Annotated in this window: 13 protein-coding genes and 1 pseudogene; 8 read left to right on the top strand and 6 right to left on the bottom strand. The window is 64.8% G+C overall.

Annotated features, from left to right (window positions below):
• The first annotated feature begins 47 nt into the window (after positions 1 to 47).
• Together J6500_RS22775 and J6500_RS22770 are read left to right on the top strand one after the other, a co-directional pair.
• Entirely contained in the window at positions 48 to 1,160 is a 1,113-nt protein-coding gene (locus J6500_RS22775) for an NADH:flavin oxidoreductase/NADH oxidase (RefSeq protein ID WP_225714931.1), read from the top strand.
• Positions 1,161 to 1,422: 262 nt separating this feature from the next.
• Entirely contained in the window at positions 1,423 to 2,523 is a 1,101-nt protein-coding gene (locus tag J6500_RS22770; protein ID WP_225714930.1) for an LLM class flavin-dependent oxidoreductase, read from the top strand.
• Between the two features lie 89 nt (positions 2,524 to 2,612).
• Here the strand turns inward: J6500_RS22770 and J6500_RS22765 are convergent, their stop codons facing one another.
• Both J6500_RS22765 and J6500_RS22760 read right to left on the bottom strand, forming a co-directional pair.
• Entirely contained in the window at positions 2,613 to 4,295 is a 1,683-nt protein-coding gene (locus tag J6500_RS22765) for a phospholipase D-like domain-containing protein (protein ID WP_225714929.1), read from the bottom strand.
• A 186-nt stretch (positions 4,296 to 4,481) separates the two neighbouring features.
• A complete protein-coding gene (locus tag J6500_RS22760; RefSeq protein ID WP_225714928.1) occupies positions 4,482 to 6,749 on the bottom strand; it encodes a T6SS phospholipase effector Tle1-like catalytic domain-containing protein in 2,268 nt (755 codons plus the stop codon).
• Between the two features lie 220 nt (positions 6,750 to 6,969).
• On the opposite strand from J6500_RS22760, the gene J6500_RS22755 reads away from it, so the two are divergent.
• The gene (locus tag J6500_RS22755) at positions 6,970 to 7,389 is read left to right on the top strand and encodes a hypothetical protein (protein WP_225714927.1); all 420 of its coding nucleotides are present in this window, start codon (positions 6,970 to 6,972) and stop codon (positions 7,387 to 7,389) included.
• Positions 7,390 to 7,492: 103 nt separating this feature from the next.
• On the opposite strand, the gene J6500_RS22750 is transcribed toward J6500_RS22755, so the two are convergent.
• Positions 7,493 to 8,107: a TetR/AcrR family transcriptional regulator gene (locus J6500_RS22750; protein WP_225714926.1), complete on the bottom strand. Its 615-nt coding sequence runs from the start codon at positions 8,105 to 8,107 to the stop codon at positions 7,493 to 7,495.
• A 52-nt stretch (positions 8,108 to 8,159) separates the two neighbouring features.
• Here J6500_RS22750 and J6500_RS22745 point away from each other — a divergent pair, with 52 nt between their 5' ends.
• The 3 genes from J6500_RS22745 to J6500_RS22735 all read left to right on the top strand — a co-directional run bounded on the left by J6500_RS22745 (position 8,160) and on the right by J6500_RS22735 (position 13,202).
• The gene (locus J6500_RS22745) at positions 8,160 to 8,414 is read left to right on the top strand and encodes a hypothetical protein (RefSeq protein ID WP_225714925.1); all 255 of its coding nucleotides are present in this window, start codon (positions 8,160 to 8,162) and stop codon (positions 8,412 to 8,414) included.
• Positions 8,415 to 8,707: 293 nt separating this feature from the next.
• Positions 8,708 to 12,169: an acyl-[ACP]--phospholipid O-acyltransferase gene (locus J6500_RS22740; RefSeq protein ID WP_225714924.1), complete on the top strand. Its 3,462-nt coding sequence runs from the start codon at positions 8,708 to 8,710 to the stop codon at positions 12,167 to 12,169.
• 70 nt (positions 12,170 to 12,239) lie between these two features.
• Complete coding sequence (locus tag J6500_RS22735; RefSeq protein WP_225714923.1) at positions 12,240 to 13,202, top strand: alpha/beta hydrolase; 963 nt, start codon at positions 12,240 to 12,242, stop codon at positions 13,200 to 13,202.
• Between the two features lie 166 nt (positions 13,203 to 13,368).
• Here the strand turns inward: J6500_RS22735 and J6500_RS22730 are convergent, their stop codons facing one another.
• Entirely contained in the window at positions 13,369 to 14,574 is a 1,206-nt protein-coding gene (locus J6500_RS22730; RefSeq protein WP_225714922.1) for an ABC transporter substrate-binding protein, read from the bottom strand.
• A 264-nt stretch (positions 14,575 to 14,838) separates the two neighbouring features.
• Entirely contained in the window at positions 14,839 to 15,063 is a 225-nt protein-coding gene (locus tag J6500_RS22725; protein ID WP_225714921.1) for a hypothetical protein, read from the bottom strand.
• A 708-nt stretch (positions 15,064 to 15,771) separates the two neighbouring features.
• Here J6500_RS22725 and J6500_RS22720 point away from each other — a divergent pair.
• Both J6500_RS22720 and J6500_RS22715 read left to right on the top strand, forming a co-directional pair.
• Positions 15,772 to 16,050 (top strand): hypothetical protein, encoded by a 279-nt coding sequence (locus J6500_RS22720; RefSeq protein ID WP_225714920.1) that lies wholly within the window; start codon positions 15,772 to 15,774, stop codon positions 16,048 to 16,050.
• A gap of 182 nt (positions 16,051 to 16,232) precedes the next feature.
• On the top strand, positions 16,233 to 16,430 hold the full coding sequence (locus tag J6500_RS22715) for a hypothetical protein (RefSeq protein ID WP_225714919.1): 198 nt from the start codon (positions 16,233 to 16,235) through the stop codon (positions 16,428 to 16,430).
• Between the two features lie 2 nt (positions 16,431 to 16,432).
• Here the strand turns inward: J6500_RS22715 and J6500_RS22710 are convergent.
• Positions 16,433 to 17,078, bottom strand: a pseudogene (locus J6500_RS22710) (SOS response-associated peptidase).
• Position 17,079: the final 1 nt, after the last annotated feature.

Here is a 17,079-nt window from a genome sequence, read left to right as displayed (position 1 = left end):
CTCTATGTTAGCAATGCCCCCTTTCCTCCGGTCCGGATATTCCCCGCATGAGCACCCTGTTTTCGCCGATCGAACTGCGCGGCCTGAAACTCTCAAACCGCATCATGGTCTCGCCGATGTGCCAGTATTCGGCCGAGGACGGCTCCGCCACCGACTGGCACTTCACCCACATCAACATGCTCGCGCTGTCGGGCGCGGCGATGTTCTGCATCGAGGCGACGCATGTCGAGGATATCGGCCGGATCACGCCGGGCTGCCTCGGGCTCTACAACGACGCCAACGAGGCGGCACTGAAGCCGATCCTGGCTTCGGTGCGCAAGCACTCCAAAGCCGCGGTGGCGATGCAGCTCGCCCATGCCGGCCGCAAGGCATCGAGCAACCGCCCCTGGGACGGCGGCCAGTTGATCCCGATTGCAGAAGGCGGCTGGCAGACCGTGGCGCCGTCGGCGGTGCCGCACAAGGACGGCGAGGCCGCGCCGGTGGCGCTCGATGATGCCGGCCTGACGCGCATCCGCGAGGCCTTTGTCGCCTCCGCGAAGCGTGCCGACCGGCTCGGCATCGACGCGCTCGAGCTGCACGGCGCGCACGGCTACCTGTTGCACCAGTTCCTGTCGCCGATCGCCAACAAGCGGACCGACCGCTATGGCGGCTCGCTCGAAAACCGCATGCGCTTCCCGTTGGAGGTGTTCGACGCAGTGCGCGCCGTATTCCCGGATCACAAGCCGATCGGCATGCGGGTGTCGGCGACCGACTGGGTCGAGGGCGCCTGGGATCTCGCGCAGACCATCGAATTTGCCAAGGAGCTGAAGAAGCGCGGCGTCGACTGGATGGACGTCTCCTCGGGCGGCGTCTCGCCGCTGCAGAAGATCCCGCTCGGGCCGGGCTATCAGGTGCCGGCGGCGCAGGCGGTGAGGGAGGCGACCGGCGTCACCACGATGGCGGTCGGCTTGATCACGGAGGCGAAGCAGGCCGAGGAGATCGTCTCGTCCGGCAAGGCCGACATGGTCGCGCTGGCCCGCGGCATGCTCTACGACCCGCGCTGGGGCTGGCATGCCGCCGCCGAGCTCGGCGGCGAGGTCACCGCGCCGCCGCAATACTGGCGCTCGCAACCCTCGACGCAGAAGGCGCTGTTCGGCAAGACCACGTTCGGGGCGCGGTAGCTCTATCCCCCTTTCTCCCCGCGTGCGGGGAGAAGGTCGGGATGAGGGGGAGTCTCGGCAAGGACGGTGATTGATGCGTTCGAGGAGAGTCCCCCTCACCCGGATCGCATCCGTGATGCGATCCGACCTCTCCCCGCAAGCGGGGCGAGGTGACTGACGGCTCCCATCCGGGCTACGCAAAGCCTCTATTCCGCCGCAACCGGCGCAGCTACTCTCCAATCGCGTGCGCAAGACACGCACCAAACAAGGTGAGAGGAAACCCATGGAACTCGGATACTTCGCGATGCCCTCGCACCCGCCGGAGTGCGGATTGAAGGAGGGCCACGACTGGGACCTGCAGGTGCTGCGCTGGCTGGATGAGCTCGGCTATCAGGAGGCCTGGATCGGCGAGCACCACACCGCGCCGTGGGAGCCGCACCCGTCGCCCGATCTGTTGATCGCGCAGGCGCTGCTGCAGACCAGGAATTTGCGCATCGGGCCCGGCGGTTTCCTGCTGCCGTATCACCACCCCGCCGAGCTCGCCAACCGCGTCGCGATGCTCGATCACCTCTCGAACGGACGGCTGAACTTCGGCGTCGCCGCCTCCGGCCTGCCGAGCGACTGGGCGATGTTCAACGTCGACGGCATGAGCGGGCAAAATCGCGACATGACCCGCGAAGCGCTGGAAATCATCCTGAAGCTCTGGACCGAGCCAGCGCCGTGGACCCACAAGGGCAAGTTCTGGACGGTGACCAAACCGGACACGATGTTCGACTTCCTTAAACCGCACATCAGGCCGCAGCAAGCGCCGCATCCGCCGATCGGTGTTGCGGGGCTATCGAAGAACTCCGACACGCTGAAGCTTGCCGGCGAGCGCGGCTTCATCCCGATGAGCCTGAACCTCAACCCGGCCTATGTCGGCAGCCACTGGGATTCGGTGGAAGCCGGCGCCGCGAAGACCGGTCGCACACCGAGCCGCAAGGATTGGCGGATGGTACGTGAGGTGTTCGTCGCCGACACCGACCAAGAGGCCTGGAAGCTCTCGACCGGCGACATGATGGGCCGGATGATGAGCGAGTATTTCCTGCCGCTGCTCGGCCATTTCGGCTTCAAGGATTATCTGAAAGCGACGCCCGACGTGCCGGACAGCGACGTCACCGTCGAATATTGCGCCCGCAACAACTGGATCGTCGGCTCGCCCGCGACCGTCACCGAAAAAATCGAGAAGATCTACCGCGAGGTCGGCGGCTTCGGCGTGCTCTTGGTATTCGGCTTCGACTACAAGCACAAGCCCGAGGCCTGGCACAATTCGCTGCGCCTGCTGAAGCAGGAAGTGCTGCCGAAGCTGAAACACCTCGACGCCTCGGTCGGCCGCGCGGCGTAGCATCGCGTAAGAGACGCGGGGCAGTGTATCGTCCCGTGTTTCACTTTCACACCCTCTCAGGGTGACGGGTCGGGTCGGCTGACAAGACCTCACGTCGTCCCTAGCCAGAATCGCATCTCGGTCTCGGCCCAGCCCTTGCCGATGCGCTTGCTCAGCCAGTCGTCGTTGCGCTTGAGGCCCTTGTCCTTTCGGCCTTCCGCGGTGTTGCGCCAGGCCTGCCAGCGATACTGGCCGTAGATGCTGACGATGCGCGCGGCATAGGTCAGCGCGAGGGTGGAGTCGCCGCGGATGATCACCAGATTGTCGTCGTTCTTGGTGCTGGCGCGGTCGCTGAAATTATGCGAGCCGGTCATCACGATCGGGTTCTTGCCGGCGGGATCCAGCACGATCACCTTGCTGTGCACGGCGATCATGAACTTGCCGCTGTTCTTGATCTCGCGCTGCCACCAGTCCGCGGTCTTGTCGATCCCGGCCGGCCGGATGACATCGGCAATCTGCTTGCCCTTGAACACCTGCTGCTGGCCGTCGCTGGTCAAGAGCTGCAGCTGATCCTTCGGAGAGTCCTTGCCCTGTGCCGGGAAATTGTTGAGCACCCCGCGCACGTACAGGTTCTTGTCCTGCGCCTTCTCCAGGAAGGGGCCGAGCAGGCCCTTGTTGCCGGGATTGAGCATCAGGCACACCGCGCCGTGCTCGGCGTCCTCGATCAGCCTGGTGGCCTCCTTGAGGTCGCCGCTCTTGGTGGTCGGCGTGAACCACACGCTGACCTTGGACTTGCCGACCGTGAACGGCCACTCCTTGTCGCCCGCGACGGCCAGCGCCTTCGGCGATGTGTCGCCGTCGGCATAAATCAACTTCCAGTGCGCGTGATAGGCCGCGGCGATGTTGTCGTCGGAGATCTCGAGTCCGTTATTGTTCTGGGTGCAGAGACCGGTGCGGGTCCAATTGGTGCTGCCGGTCCACACCACCTTCGGCTTTTGCGCGCCGTCACAGAACACGGCCAACTTGTTGTGGGCGTAGCGGCTCGGCGCGATCTTGCGGCGAACGATATCGACGCCCGCCTGCTTCAGAACGCCGGCATTGGTCTCGGTGTCCCTTGCAGTGGCATCGGATTTGCCGGTGCTGTTGCCGAGCACGACATGCGCCTTGCCCTTCAGCGCCTTCAATGCGGCGATCAGTTCGGGATCATTGAGCTCGTAGAGCGCGAGATAGACGTCGTGCTTGCCTGCCCTGGCCTCCGCCAGCAGCGCAAGCAGGCGGGCGCCGAGCTGTCCCTTGAGGAAGTCGCGGATCTTGTTGCCCTTGGTGGCGATCGCCTTGTCCAGGGTCTGCGCCGGCTTGGGGTCGCCGCCGATCGCCCGCGCCAGCCATTGCGCCGAGATGGTGCCGCGGTTGAACCACGGCTTCAGCGCGCCCGACGGCATCGCGGAGACATAATCGGTCCACTGCGATGGTGCGTTGGCGGCGGGCTTCACCTTGGTGCCGCCATCCTTGAGCACGGCAACTACCCCGTAACGGACCGGCGCATCGATCGGTGCGAGGAAGTCGGTCCAACTGGTCTTCTGCACCGGCCATTCGGTGCTCGGCCGATGCTCGCCGTCCTTGTGGCCCTCGGCCTGGTCCTCGAAGCCGACCCAGGTATCAACCACCTTCGCGCTCTTGCCCTTCGGCTGGCGGTAGAGTGCAAAGCCGAGACAATCCGGAATCATCTTCGGCACGTCCCAGACCACGAAGATGCCGTCGGTGGTCGGAAACGCCTGAATCCTGGAAATCATGGGTGATGCCTTCCGTATTGCTGGTCAGAAACAAACCGCCGGTGCCCGGCGGGATCGCCCCGCAGCCTCGAAGCTGTTTGACCAGAGGAGTATGACAGCCGATCCAGACCCCGGTCTGTCGGCTGGATCACGGATTGCACGATTTGGTTGAGATCGCGGCGATGCGCGCGGCCCGCTTTTCGGCGCCTACAGCAGCCGCACCGTCACTTTCGCCTTGCCCTTGTGATCGCCGTAGAACCAATCGTAGATCCAGGGAAGGCCGATCACGGCCTCGTTGGCATAGAGGAATATCTCGCCGCTGCGATTGGCGGTGAACCTTGCCTTGTAGACCTGCGGATCGGTGTTCGGCGCGGGTATCGGATCAAGAAAATACTCGTCGACGCCGGTTTCTCCGACCCGCGCGATCAGCCTGAACCATGGCCGGAACAGGATGCGGCGAAGGAAGATGGTCGCATAGCCACGCCAGCGTTTGGAGGCTTCGATGGTCGACGTCCGGTAGCCGATCGGCGTGACCGACCGATCGGCGTCCTCCCATGGCTCGCTCATGGTGATCGCGATCTCGTACTTGAAGCCAGTCCGGACCTTGAGTCCGGTCGGCGCGCAGATGGCCGTCGTATCGAAGTCGGCCGCGTCCTGAGGGATGCCCTTGTCGACGGCGACCAGTCTGTCGGCCGCGGTCCCCTTGCAGAAGGCGCCCATCGAATCGGCGGCATTGAACAGGAAATGGCTGAGCAGCGTGGCGCCGAACCAGACCATGAGGGCAGTCAGCACGAGCGGAACGACATGTCGTTTTCCGACATTGAGGATCCACTGATAGATCGCACAGGTGCGGAAGCGATAGATCGCGTCGTGGATGGCCCCGGACAACGGAGCCGGGTTGGCGCGATCGCGCCAGATGATCCGCATCCGGTCGCTGATCGTTGCACTGAGCGAACTGCCGACCAGCATTAGCACGACGACAGCAAGGATTCCGCCGGCGAACCACTCGGGATTTCCGGCATACCAATCGGTCCACCAATGAAACGAATCGGGCAGGAACGATTCGATGAAGCGCACGAGCTCCGAAATCATCCTGACAGGAGAACTGAATTCGTGCTCCTTGTGCTGGCTATGGAACAGCCAGAACGCGGCCAAATGAAGCGATGCCGCCAGCGTGGCGAAGTAGGCGATCCGACGAAGCCAAACGTAATTCCACAGCTTCTCCTGCGCCGCGTAGCGGGCCGGCGCTCCGGCCGGGGTCTCGAACGTGTCATCGCCCAATGGGGTCACCTTACCGCTTCGCGAGACGACCACGTAATTCGGCGGAAGTCCGATCGGCGCGTAGGCATTGCAGCCGCTGTCGATCCGCTCGAACACGCTTTCATGGATCTTCGGCATCGGCACGCTGACGTCGACATAGCGGTCGTTGCAGAGATCGGCGACCTTGCGGGGCCCATATCGGTAGTAGGAGCCGAGGCCCGCGCGTGAATCGTACAGGCGGCCGTCCTTGTCCTCAGAGGACGTGATCGATTTGATCGCGTCGGGGTCGGAAGCGGGCGCGCTCTTGAACACGAGACCGCGCTTGACGGCCTCATCGACCAGCCATGCCAGCGGCACGAACGCGACGGCATCGTCCGGATAGCCGCCGCCGACATTGGCATGCATGCCGACGAACCACACCTGGACGAGGCGCTCGCCGTCGATGGTCGTCGGCACCGGAGGCGGAGGGTGTCCCGGCTCCTGCTCGGTCCACAGCACCGGATGGAAGGTGGTGCGCTCGTCGTCGAGAGCAAGCGCGTGTCGTGCGCAATTGACCCGCGGGCTGAGGATCCGGTTCGGCAGTTCGAGCGGCCATACCCAGTTGCTGATGCCGCGGGTCATCTCGTCGATGGGCAGGCCATAGGCCGCGACGGTGTCCCAGACTCCGATGAATTCGATCGTCGGGACCGCCTTCCGAACGATCTTCGCATAAGGCTTGTTGCCCCGAAGGCGGTCACACACCGGCACGAGGATGTAATCGCGAAGCGCGCGGAAGATCACCTCGATGCGCCATATCGAATGGTAGCCCTTGGCACGGTACGCGCGGTACGCCTTCACTGCGCCGTCGTGCAGCTCAGACTCCGTGTCCGCGACAACCAGACCCTGATCGAGGATCAGTGCGGCGAGCACGCGTACGGTGAATGCACCGCGGCTGAATCCGAACAGGTAGATCTTCGAATGGCTCTGGTGATCGTAGTTCCGGCAAATGAACTTGTATGCGTCCAGGATGTTGCGCTTGAGGCCGTAACCGAAGGCGCCGCCGAGCAGCGCAAGCGGAACGAAGGAGGATGTGCCGACACCGTCATCGTACTTCGCCGCCTGGCAATTGCTCTGCAAATCGAGCGACTGAAATATCCGCCAGACATTGGTTCGCCAGACGCTGGAGGCGGCGTTGCCGGTGCCGTCTGAGAGAATGATGATCTTCGGGCTCGGCATCGAAGTTGCTCGCTGAAAGGAATAAAACGAACAGCGCGCGCTGGTGGCGCAGGAGCAAATGCTACCTTTGATCGTTCTTTAATCACTCCCTGCCGCGCTGGGTGTGAACTGGCGCACAAAGCGTCGGCTGGTCGCAGTCATGTGAGAGAGCGGCGACTATCGCGATGCAACGAAAAGGCCTACGCTGAACGGCGGTGCAATTCATTGATGAGGCATAGCAATGCGCAGCCGCGTCAGAAAATTTGCCCATGTCCTTGAACGTTTCGGCCTCTCCATGGCGGGCGCAGCGAGCGGCCTGTTCGTCGCCATCCATGTCGGCTCGAGCGTCGCGGCGCTGACCTCGCAGGCCTTCCTGCTCATCATGATGCTGGGTGGCGCGATCGGCTTCTATCTCGGCATCGATACGCCGCCGAAGCTGTTCCATCCGAAGGATTCGGCCTCGACCCGCAAGATCGATGCGGCCGAGCTGCTCAGCGCGGTCGGCACCTTCCTCGCGACGCTGGTCGCATTCTTCTCGGTCGGCGTCATCGTGTTGCGCAGCGAGCCGGGTATCAGCTGGACCGCGGCGATCATGGTGGGCTGGGTGCTCGGCGTTACCATGCAGATCGTCGCCGGCACGATCGCGCGCAGCCGCGCCTGACTTTCAGGGCCCGTCCGTTCCGATTGCATCGAAGCGGGACTCTGGTTTCTTGTCTGACGCGTTTTCTTTACGCGAACCGGTGTCCACTTCGCTCGAAAACGCTCTATCCGTGCAAGCCGAGCCCCGCAAGATGCGTGTCGATGAATAGCGCGAGCCGCTCGCGCAGCTGCTCCGGCGGCACCGCGACCATGCGCTCCTCGAGCCCGAGCGAGATGATGCCGTGCACCGCGGAGAACATCATCCGTGACAGCAGCGCAACGTCGCTCGCGTCGCGGTCGGGCAATAGCCGCACCAGCGGCGCATGCATCAGCGCGAACGCGTCCATCACCATCGAAAGGATGTCATCCGGAAACGGCCGGTCGTCCTCCATCCGGTGCTCGAACAGCGCGCGCAGCAGATTGGCGTGCTCGGTCGCGAAGCCGAGGTAGGCATCGGCAAGGTCGTGGAGCTGGCGGATCGGGTCGTCGGCCGGAACGGCGTTGAGCCGGTCGGTGAGCGCCTGAACCGTGTCCCGGTTCACTGTCAGGATCAGCCCGTCGAAGTCGCCGAACTCGTTATAGACGCTGCCGATGGAGCATTCCGCAGCCTCGGCGACGTCGCGAACTTTCAACGATCTCAAGCCGTTAGCGGCAATTAGGCGGCGGGCGATCTCGATCAGCACAACCCGCCGCTGAAGTCTTTTCCGGTCCCGCCGAGATTCTTCTTGAACATTGTTCATTTTCGCGCTACTAACTTGAGCGTTGCTCAAATCGGCTCAGGAGGCCACTCACATGCAGACCCTAGCACTTCGACAGACCTCCACCTTCGACTACGCGATCGATCTCGTGAAGGGCTTCGCCCACTCGATCGTCGAACTGGTGACCGCCCCGATCGAGCGGATCGCCCGCGCCAGCGACGTTGCCGGCGTGCTCGAGCAGCGGCGCGCCAACCGGCGCGCGCCGCGCCCCGCGGTCGCGGGCGGCGGACGTTGCAGCCAGCGCAACTGCCCGATGTCGCCGTTCGGCAACCTCGGCGAACTGACCTGAGGACTGGGCCAACCAACCGGGAATTGTCGCCGAATCCGCAACAAAGCACTCACCATGTCCCGCCTTTGTCGAAGCCCGCGTCGGTCGACCGCAGCCCTAGCTAAGGTCCCATACATCTTCGCCCGGCAATCTCGCTGCGCCCCGGTGCGGCTGATTTGCGCCGGTTCGAACCGATACGTGACGAAAAAGACTAAAGGCTGCGGCATCCCGTTCATTTCACCTCTCTCGCGATCGCAGGACGCGCCAGCTCGCAAGTCCCTTAGCGCCGTGTGCGCGCACCCAAGGAAACGGTCATGATCAAGGAATTGATGTCGTCCCGCCGCTTCGCGCCGCTGTTCTGGGCGCAGTTCTGTTCGGCCCTCAACGACAATGTGCTGAAGAACGCGCTGGTGATCATGCTGCTGTACGGCGTCGCCAACGAGCAGGGGCCGATGCTGGTGACGGTCGCGGGCGCGGTCTTCATCTTCCCGTTTTTTGTGCTGTCGGCGCTCGGCGGCGAGCTGGCCGACAAATACGTCAAGTCGGTGGTCGCGCGGCGGCTGAAGTTCTTCGAGATCTTCGCCGCGGCCTTCGCTGCCGCCGGCTTCTTCCTGCACTCGATCCCGCTGCTGTTCGTCGCATTGGCGCTGTTCGGCACGGTCGCCGCGCTATTCGGCCCGGTGAAATACGCCGTGCTGCCGGACCAGCTCGCGGTATCGGAGCTCGCCACCGGCAACGCGCTGGTCGAGGGCGCGACCTTCATGGCGATTCTGATCGGCACTATCGCCGGTGGTCTGTTCGTTGCGGGTGCCAGCCACATGGGCTGGATCAGCACGGCCGTGGTCGGCCTCTCGGTGTTGTCCTGGGCGTTCGCCTCGCGCATCCCAATGAGCCAGCCCTCGGCGCCGGATCTGCCGATCACCAAGAACCCCTGGACCTCGACCGTGCGTCTGTTGAAGTCGCTCTATGCCGAGCCGCGGCTCTGGGACGGCATGGTGATCGTGTCCTGGTTCTGGATGGTCGGCGCGATCGTGCTGTCGCTGCTGCCCGCGCTGATCAAGGAGGGCGTCGGCGGCACCGAGGGCGTCGTGACGCTGTGCCTTGCGATCTTCGCGATCGGCATCGCCGCCGGCTCGCTGTTCGCCGCCCAGCTCAGCCATGTCCGTCCCAACCTCGCGCTGGTACCGATCGGCGCCATCATCATGGGCGTGGTCGGGCTCGATCTCGCCTGGGCGATCGGCCACACTTCGCTCGGCAAGGATGTCAGCGCGGCGGCGTTCGCGACCTCGCTCAGTGGCTTCCGCATGCTGGTCGACTTCTTCTTGTTCGCCTTCGGCGGCGGCCTATTTGTGGTGCCGTCCTTTGCCGCCGTGCAGGCCTGGACCGCGCCGTCCGAGCGTGCCCGCATCATCGCCGCCGGCAACATCCTGCAGGCGGGCTTCATGGTCGCCGGTGCGCTGCTGGTCGCGGCGTTGCAGGCTGCGGGCCTTGCGATCGCGTGGATCTTCTTCGGCCTTGCGATCGCGAGCTTCGGCACGGTGTGGTTCGTGCTGAGCAAGTGGGGCAAGGAGGGCGTGCGCGATTTCGGCGCGCTACTGTTCCGCGCGCTGTTCCGCGTCGAGGTCCGCGGCATGGAAAATCTGCCGCCCGCGGGCACGCGGATGCTGATCGCGCCGAACCATGTCAGCCTGGTCGACGGCCCGCTGCTGCACGCCACCTTGCCGATCGACGCCAGCTTCGCGGTCGACACTGGCATCTCCAAGGCGTGGTGGGCAAAACCGTTCCTGAAGATGATCAGGCACTACACGATGGACCCGTCGAAGCCGCTGGCGGCACGCGATCTAATCAAGCTGGTCGCCGCCGGCGAGCCGGTGGTGATCTTTCCTGAGGGCCGCATCACGCTGTCGGGCTCGCTGATGAAGGTCTACGACGGCACTGCGATGATCGCCGACAAGGCCGACGCCGTGGTCGTTCCGGTCCGCATCGAGGGCGCGCAGCGCTCGCACCTCAGCTATCTCAAGCAAGGCGAGATCAAGCGCTCCTGGTTCCCCAAGGTGACGATCACGATCCTGCCGCCCGTCAAGCTGCCGGTCGACCAGTCCCTGCGCGGCAAGGCCCGCCGCAACGCTGCCGGCGCTGCGCTGCAGGACGTTATGATCGACGCCATGGTCAAGAACGCGATGCTCGACCAGACGCTGTTCGAGGGCCTCGGCCATGCCTATCGCGACCGCGATACCGGCAAGCCGATCATCGAGGATGCGCTCGGCACCAAGCTGACCTACCGCAAGCTGATCCTCGGCGCCCAGGTGCTCAGCCGCAAGCTGGAGCAGGGCACGGCGGTCGGCGAGTATGTCGGCGTGCTGCTCCCCAACTCGGCCGGCGTCGCCGTGGTGTTCATGGCGCTGCAGACCATCGGCCGGGTTCCGGCGATGCTCAACTTCTCGGCCGGCCCGGTCAACGTGCTGGCCGCGATGAAGGCGGCGCGGGTGAAGACCGTGCTGACCTCGAAGGCCTTCATCGAGAAGGGCAAGCTCGACAAACTGGTTGCCGCGATCGCCGGCCAGGCCCGCGTGGTCTATCTCGAGGACGTTCGCGCAAGCATCGGCCTTGGCGACAAGATCGCGGGCTTCCGCGCCGGCATCGCGCCGCGCGTCGCCCGCGAGGCCAACGATCCTGCCGTGGTGCTGTTCACCTCGGGCTCGGAAGGCACGCCGAAGGGTGTCGTGCTGTCCCACCGCAACATCCTCGCCAATGCCGCGCAGGCGCTGGCGCGGGTCGACGCCAATGCGCGCGACAAGGTCTTCAACGTGCTGCCGGTGTTCCACTCGTTTGGCCTCACGGGCGGCATGATGATGCCGATCCTCGGCGGCATCCCGATCTTCATGTATCCGTCGCCGCTGCATTACCGGATCGTGCCCGAGCTGATCTACCAGACCGGCGCCACCATCCTGTTCGGCACCGACACGTTCCTCACCGGCTACGCCCGCTCGGCGCATCCCTATGACTTCCGCACGCTGCGGCTCGTGATCGCCGGCGCGGAAGCGGTGAAGGAGCGCACCAGGCAGATCTACATGGAGCGGTACGGCATCCGCATCCTCGAGGGTTATGGCGTCACCGAGACCGCGCCGGTGCTGGCGATGAACACGCCGATGGCCAACCGCCAGGGCACCGTCGGCCGCATCTCGCCGCTGATGGAATACCGACTCGATCCGGTCCCCGGCATCACGGAGGGTGGCCGTCTCTCGGTGAAGGGTCCGAATGTGATGCTCGGCTACCTCCGCGCGGAAAATCCCGGCGTGCTTGAGCCGCTCGCCGAGGGCTGGCACGACACCGGCGACATCGTCACGGTCGACGCGCAAGGTTTCATCGCCATCAAGGGCCGCGCCAAGCGTTTCGCCAAGATCGCCGGCGAGATGGTGTCGCTGGCGGCGGTGGAGGCGATGGCCACGTCACTGTGGCCGCAGGCGATGTCGGTCGCGGTCACGCTGCCCGACCAGCGCAAGGGCGAACGCGTCGTGCTGCTCACCACGCAGAAGGACGCCGACCGCGCCGCCATGCAGCGCCAGGCCAAGAGCAGCGGCGCGTCCGAGCTCGCGGTGCCCGCCGACATCCGCGTGGTCGACAAGGTGCCGCTGCTCGGCACCGGCAAGACCGACTATGTCGGCGCCACCGCGCTGGCCAAGGAACTGGCCGAGCAATCTGCCGCCGCGTCCGCGCCGCAGGCCGAGCCTGCCGGCGAGGAGGCCGAACGGGAGCCGCAGCAGCACGTCGCATGACGGACGGGTTGTGCTTTCCGGGAGCATGTTGTCAGATGGCTGGCAACTGCTCCCGAAAGAAAGCATCCTCATGCCGCTTCCCCTCGATCCCGTCGTAGAAAAAATCATCCCGCTGCTGCCGCTGCGCGATCCCACCGTGATGACGCCGCAGAGCGCGCGCGAGCAGTTGCGCGCGCTGGCCGATGCCCGCGCCGCGGTGCCGCCGCCGCCGGTCGAGCATGTCGCCGACATCGAAGTGCAGGGTGGTGCCGGAAAGCGTCCCGCGCGGGTCTATCGCAACGGCAACGGCAAGGCGCCGACGGTGATCTTCTTCCACGGCGGCGGCTGGGTCGCCGGCGATCTCGAGACGCACGACCGCCAGGCGCGCAACCTGGTGATCGAGACCGGCGCGGTGGTGATCTCGGTCGACTATCGCCGCCCGCCGGAGACGCGTTTCCCCGGCGCGTTCGAGGATGCCTTTGCCGCCACGCGCGACGTCATCGCGCGCATCGCCGAGTTCGGCGGCGATCCCGCGCGGGTCGGCGTCGCCGGCGATTCCGCGGGCGGCAATCTCGCCGCCACCACGGCGCTGGCCTGCCGCGATGCCGGCATCAAGCTTGCGGGGCAGCTCTTGGTCTATCCCGTCACCGATGTGGTCGGCAATTTTGCGGATGCGGCGGAGAACGCCAAATTCCCGTCGCGCGCCGAGAATGCCGAGGGCTATTTCCTGACGCGCGCGACGATGGAGTGGTTCTGCGGCCATTATCTCGCCGACAAGGCCGAGGGCGCCGACTGGCGCGTCTCGCCGCTGCGCGCGAAGAGCCTCGCCGGTGTCGCGCCGGCGGTGGTCACCACCGCCTGGTTCGATCCGCTGCGCGACGAGGGCGACGCCTATGCGAAGGCGCTCAAGGCCGCCGGTGTGCCGGTGATGTATCATTCCGGCGAGGGTCTCATTCACGGCTATTTCGGCCTCGGCGATGCCTCGGAGACCTCGCGCGCGGAAGCGCGGCGCGCGCGGGCAGATTTCAAGGCGTTGTTGGAGAAGGGCGCCTAGCCTCCTCGTCGTCCCGGCGAAAGCCGGGACCCATAACCACCGCAGCCCGTTGCGGGAGCGGGTTGCGGCCACAGCGTCGTACCAAATGTGCAGTCGGGGTGATGGGTCCCGGCCTTCGCCGGGACGACATCGGTCGTGTGGAGCGCTCAGAGGTTAATTACTCCCCTCAATCATTCCCGATCGTATCCCCGAACAGCTCCCAGGTCTCGCCGTTGAACTTCTGCAGCCGCATCGCCTCGACCGGGAAGTAGTCGGTGGCCGACGTCTTCACCTTGATGCCGGGCAGGAACATCGGCAGCGCGATGTCGAGGTTGGCCGCCTGCTTCATGATGTTCTCATGGGTGAGATCGTCGCCGCATTGCTTGAGCACCTGCACCGTCGCCTCCGCCACCACATAGCCGTAGACGATCAGCTGGTCCTGCAGATTGCCGTCCGGAAAATACTTCTTCATGAAGTCCTGCCAGGCGATCACGTCCGGGTCCGCTTTCCACTGCGGATCGTTGGGATCCTTCAGCGAGTAGGACGAGATGATGCCCTTGGAGTGATCGAAGCCGGCCGGCTTCAGCACCGAGGACACCGAGGTCGAGGTCGCCGCGAGGAAGAACAGGTCCGGCTTCCAGCCGATCTCGCCGATCTTCTTGATCGCCTGCGCCGCCTGCTTCGGGATCGCGTGCATGAACAGCACATTGGCTCCGGACGATTTCAGCTTCACGATCTGGCTGTCGACCGTCGGATCGGTCGATTCGTAGGTCGCCTCCGCCACCACCATCTTCGCGGTGTTCTCCGCACCCAGACCCTTCTTGAAGCCATTGCCGTAATCCTTGCCGGCGTCGTCGTTCTGGTAGAACAGCGCGATCTTGGCGTCCGGCTTCTGCGTCAGCACATATTTCGCATAGACCGCGGTCTCGGCCTGGTAGGACGGCTGGAAGCCGATCGACCACGGATAATGCTGGTAGTCGCCCCACAGCGTGGCGCCGGCGCCGACGAACAGCTGCGGCACCTTCTTGTCGTTGAGATATTTGCGCACCGCGAGGCCGGTCGGCGTGCCCAGCGGATTGAGGATCGCCGCGACCTCCTCCTGCTCGACGAGCTTGCGCGTCTGCTCCACCGTCTTCGGCGGCGAGTAACCGTCGTCGAGCGTGATCAGGGTGATCTTGCGCCCGTTCACGCCGCCATTGTCGTTGATCATCTTGAAATAGGCAGCCTGCGTCTTCGCGATCACGCTGTAGGCGGATGCCGCGCCCGAGAACGGGGAGGTCTGTCCAAGCTTGATCTCGGTGTCGCTGGCACCTGGGCCGTATTTCTTCTCGGCGGCGTGCGCCTGCGTCGCGATCGCGAGCACGGCGGTGAGCGTGATGGCCTTCCATGTCATCTGGGAGCCTCCCTGTGGCGTTCTTGTTGTTGGGAGGCAGAGCTTACGTGACGCCGTGGGATGCGGCTTGCGGCGAGACGCCGGGGCAGGGATGCAGAAATGTGGCGAGGTTTAAATTATTTTCGTCGTCCCGGCGAAGGCCGGGACCCATAACCACAACTGTTTGCCGTTAGACGGAATGTGGCCCCAGCTTCGCGTCACATAAACAGTTGGGGCAATGGGTCCCGGCTTTCGCCGGGACGACGATGATGAGAGAGCGTGCCCTTACCTTACCCGCACGCTGCCGGTGGTGACCGGATCGGTCGGCAGCACGGTGGCGCCGGCGCGGCTGGCGGCGGCTGATGTGATCATGCCGGTCTGGCCGACCGTCACGTTGCGGGGCGGGTGGAATTCGAGGAGAAACAGCGCCGTCGTCGCCAGCACTGCCACGGCAGCGGCTGCGAGCGCAGGCACCAGTCTTCCGCGCGGATCGGCTGCGCGAACTTGCATTGACCAATTCCTTCGTTGAGGTCGTTCTTGAGATACGATCTAGGTGCGGTGCGGCATCTTCCCAAGAGTGCGGCGCAAGCGCCTCACGATGAGTTGTGCTGACCGTGATCTTCCTGCAACGCTGGAACGGCTCCAAAACAATCGCGCCGAATCGCGAGCATCGCGGGCAGCCTCGTTCGCACAGAATGCGCGATGCGAGGTAGCGGTCTTTTGCATGCGCCTCATGTGCTCGCAATGTCGTGAGCAAATCGCTTGCGTTAAGCATTCTTTCACCGCGCTCCGCCTCGCGCGCGCTGTGTGATGATGCGCGTGACATCTGCTGCCAGCTTGTCGCGCCGAAGCCTTGGCGCAGGCGGATCAATCTCTCGACGCGCAGCGCCGTGGGTTGCTTTGCTCCATGCGCTCAGATGCAGAGAACAAATCTCCCGGGCGCCGTCGCAGCTCGCGACGCCGTCATCGCCACTCGATTCACATGTCAGACAGCGGGTGAGCGCGCGCATCCTCGCGGCCGGTCAGGCCCGAGCTTTGCAGCCGGTAACCCTCGCTTGTCGGGCAGAGGGCGCAGGGAACGCCGGGTGCCAGCACGCACCCATGGTCCCCGTGCAACAAAAAGCACGGGGGGTAGGACCACAGGTACGGCCGGGTAACCCGGCGTTCCCCGCGCGGATGGTTTACGGCTTATACGTGCTCTCCCCGGCGAGACCTGGCTTGATTGTCACCGCTGCCGCGCATTCGTCATGCGCGGCGCAACGCCTGCCACTGGGACGTAAGGACCACACGACTTCACCGTCCGCGATCAAGGCCCGCATCGTCGGGCGAGCCCCTTCGCGTCCACCGCATCCCGCTTCCAACGTCCGTGACGACCGCGATACGCCCCTCCTGGAGGAGGCGGGATGCGCATTTTGTAATGCTGATTTCCGTAAATTGAAAGCGGAATATTTTCTTGGCAAGGACTGGACAGGATATATCGCACTGAAAATGCTGTGAAAATTAGCCTCCATGCGCACGCCGGTGCGCCGCCCGAATTCTTCGCCGCTATGTTCACGAGTGGACAGTCTTGCCGCCGCGGCAGGCGTAGCGTTCTTTCACCACCGCACGACATCCTGGCAGCTAGCGGTGACCGAGGACGCCCGTTGCGCTCCCGCCCCCTCTTGGAATGGAGCCGCGTGATGCAGATCAAGCTTCCCAACACCCGCAAATCCCCGCAGCAGCGCCTTGCGGATGAATCGATCCGCCTGCGCGAGCAGGCCAGCGCGATGCCGTCAGGCGTCGCCCGCGACCGCCTCATGCGCATGGCCCGCCAGGCCGAAACCGCGTCGCGCATCGACGCTTGGGTGGCGTCGCGCGGATTGAAGGCGCCGACGTAGAATTACGCGGCCGGCTTGTCTTCCTCGCCGCGCATCACGCTCTTCGCGTCGTCGGCCAGCGGCCGCTGCAACGCCTTGGCCTCGCTCCACGGCGCGTGCCGCCAGACATCGCGCTCCTCGTCCGCGGTCAGGATCACCGGCATCACCTTGTCGTGGATCGGCGCGACGATCGCGTTCGGCGCCGTGGTGACGAAGCCATAGACCAGATGCGGCCCGGGCATCGGCTTCGATTTGGTGCCGCGATCCGCTTTGGTCTTAGTCCAGATGCCGGCAAACGCACAGAGCGGGCGATCGTCCGACAGCGCGAATCACACTACGTCCTTCTTCGTCGCCAGGTTCGGCTCGGGCGCGTACTCGGCAAAGCTGTTGAGCGGCACCAGGCAGCGGTGCTGCTCCGTCAGCCAGCCGCGCCAGTGCAGGGAAGAGGTGTTGCGGATGTTGGTCACCGGCAGCCCGCCGCTGCGCCGCGGCGGCGGCATGCCCCAGCGCATCATTACCATCTCCCGCTCGCCGCCGGCATGGCGCACCACCGGCCGGATAATCCGGAAACACCCCCGGCATCGGCGGCAGGTTGCCGACATAGCGATTGACCACGCGGAAGAGGCGGAGGCCGGGTTCTGCTGTGCTGGGTGACCTTGCTGTCACCAAG

The sequence above is a fragment of the Bradyrhizobium semiaridum genome (assembly GCF_020329505.1).
Classification (GTDB): Bacteria; Pseudomonadota; Alphaproteobacteria; order Rhizobiales; family Xanthobacteraceae; genus Bradyrhizobium; species Bradyrhizobium semiaridum.
This window is presented reverse-complemented; position numbering and strand designations above follow the sequence as displayed.

Excerpts from the sequence above, each read along its gene's own strand:
- J6500_RS22725 (WP_225714921.1), bottom strand. The coding sequence starts at position 15,063 with ATGCAAGTTCGCGCAGCCGATCCGCGCGGAAGACTGGTGCCTGCGCTC.
- J6500_RS22775 (WP_225714931.1), top strand. The coding sequence starts at position 48 with ATGAGCACCCTGTTTTCGCCGATCGAACTGCGCGGCCTGAAACTCTCA.
- J6500_RS22730 (WP_225714922.1), bottom strand. The coding sequence starts at position 14,574 with ATGACATGGAAGGCCATCACGCTCACCGCCGTGCTCGCGATCGCGACG.
- J6500_RS22715 (WP_225714919.1), top strand. The coding sequence starts at position 16,233 with ATGCAGATCAAGCTTCCCAACACCCGCAAATCCCCGCAGCAGCGCCTT.
- J6500_RS22745 (WP_225714925.1), top strand. The coding sequence starts at position 8,160 with ATGCAGACCCTAGCACTTCGACAGACCTCCACCTTCGACTACGCGATC.
- J6500_RS22755 (WP_225714927.1), top strand. The coding sequence starts at position 6,970 with ATGCGCAGCCGCGTCAGAAAATTTGCCCATGTCCTTGAACGTTTCGGC.
- J6500_RS22735 (WP_225714923.1), top strand. The coding sequence starts at position 12,240 with ATGCCGCTTCCCCTCGATCCCGTCGTAGAAAAAATCATCCCGCTGCTG.
- J6500_RS22770 (WP_225714930.1), top strand. The coding sequence starts at position 1,423 with ATGGAACTCGGATACTTCGCGATGCCCTCGCACCCGCCGGAGTGCGGA.
- J6500_RS22760 (WP_225714928.1), bottom strand. The coding sequence starts at position 6,749 with ATGCCGAGCCCGAAGATCATCATTCTCTCAGACGGCACCGGCAACGCC.
- J6500_RS22740 (WP_225714924.1), top strand. The coding sequence starts at position 8,708 with ATGATCAAGGAATTGATGTCGTCCCGCCGCTTCGCGCCGCTGTTCTGG.
- J6500_RS22765 (WP_225714929.1), bottom strand. The coding sequence starts at position 4,295 with ATGATTTCCAGGATTCAGGCGTTTCCGACCACCGACGGCATCTTCGTG.
- J6500_RS22750 (WP_225714926.1), bottom strand. The coding sequence starts at position 8,107 with ATGAACAATGTTCAAGAAGAATCTCGGCGGGACCGGAAAAGACTTCAG.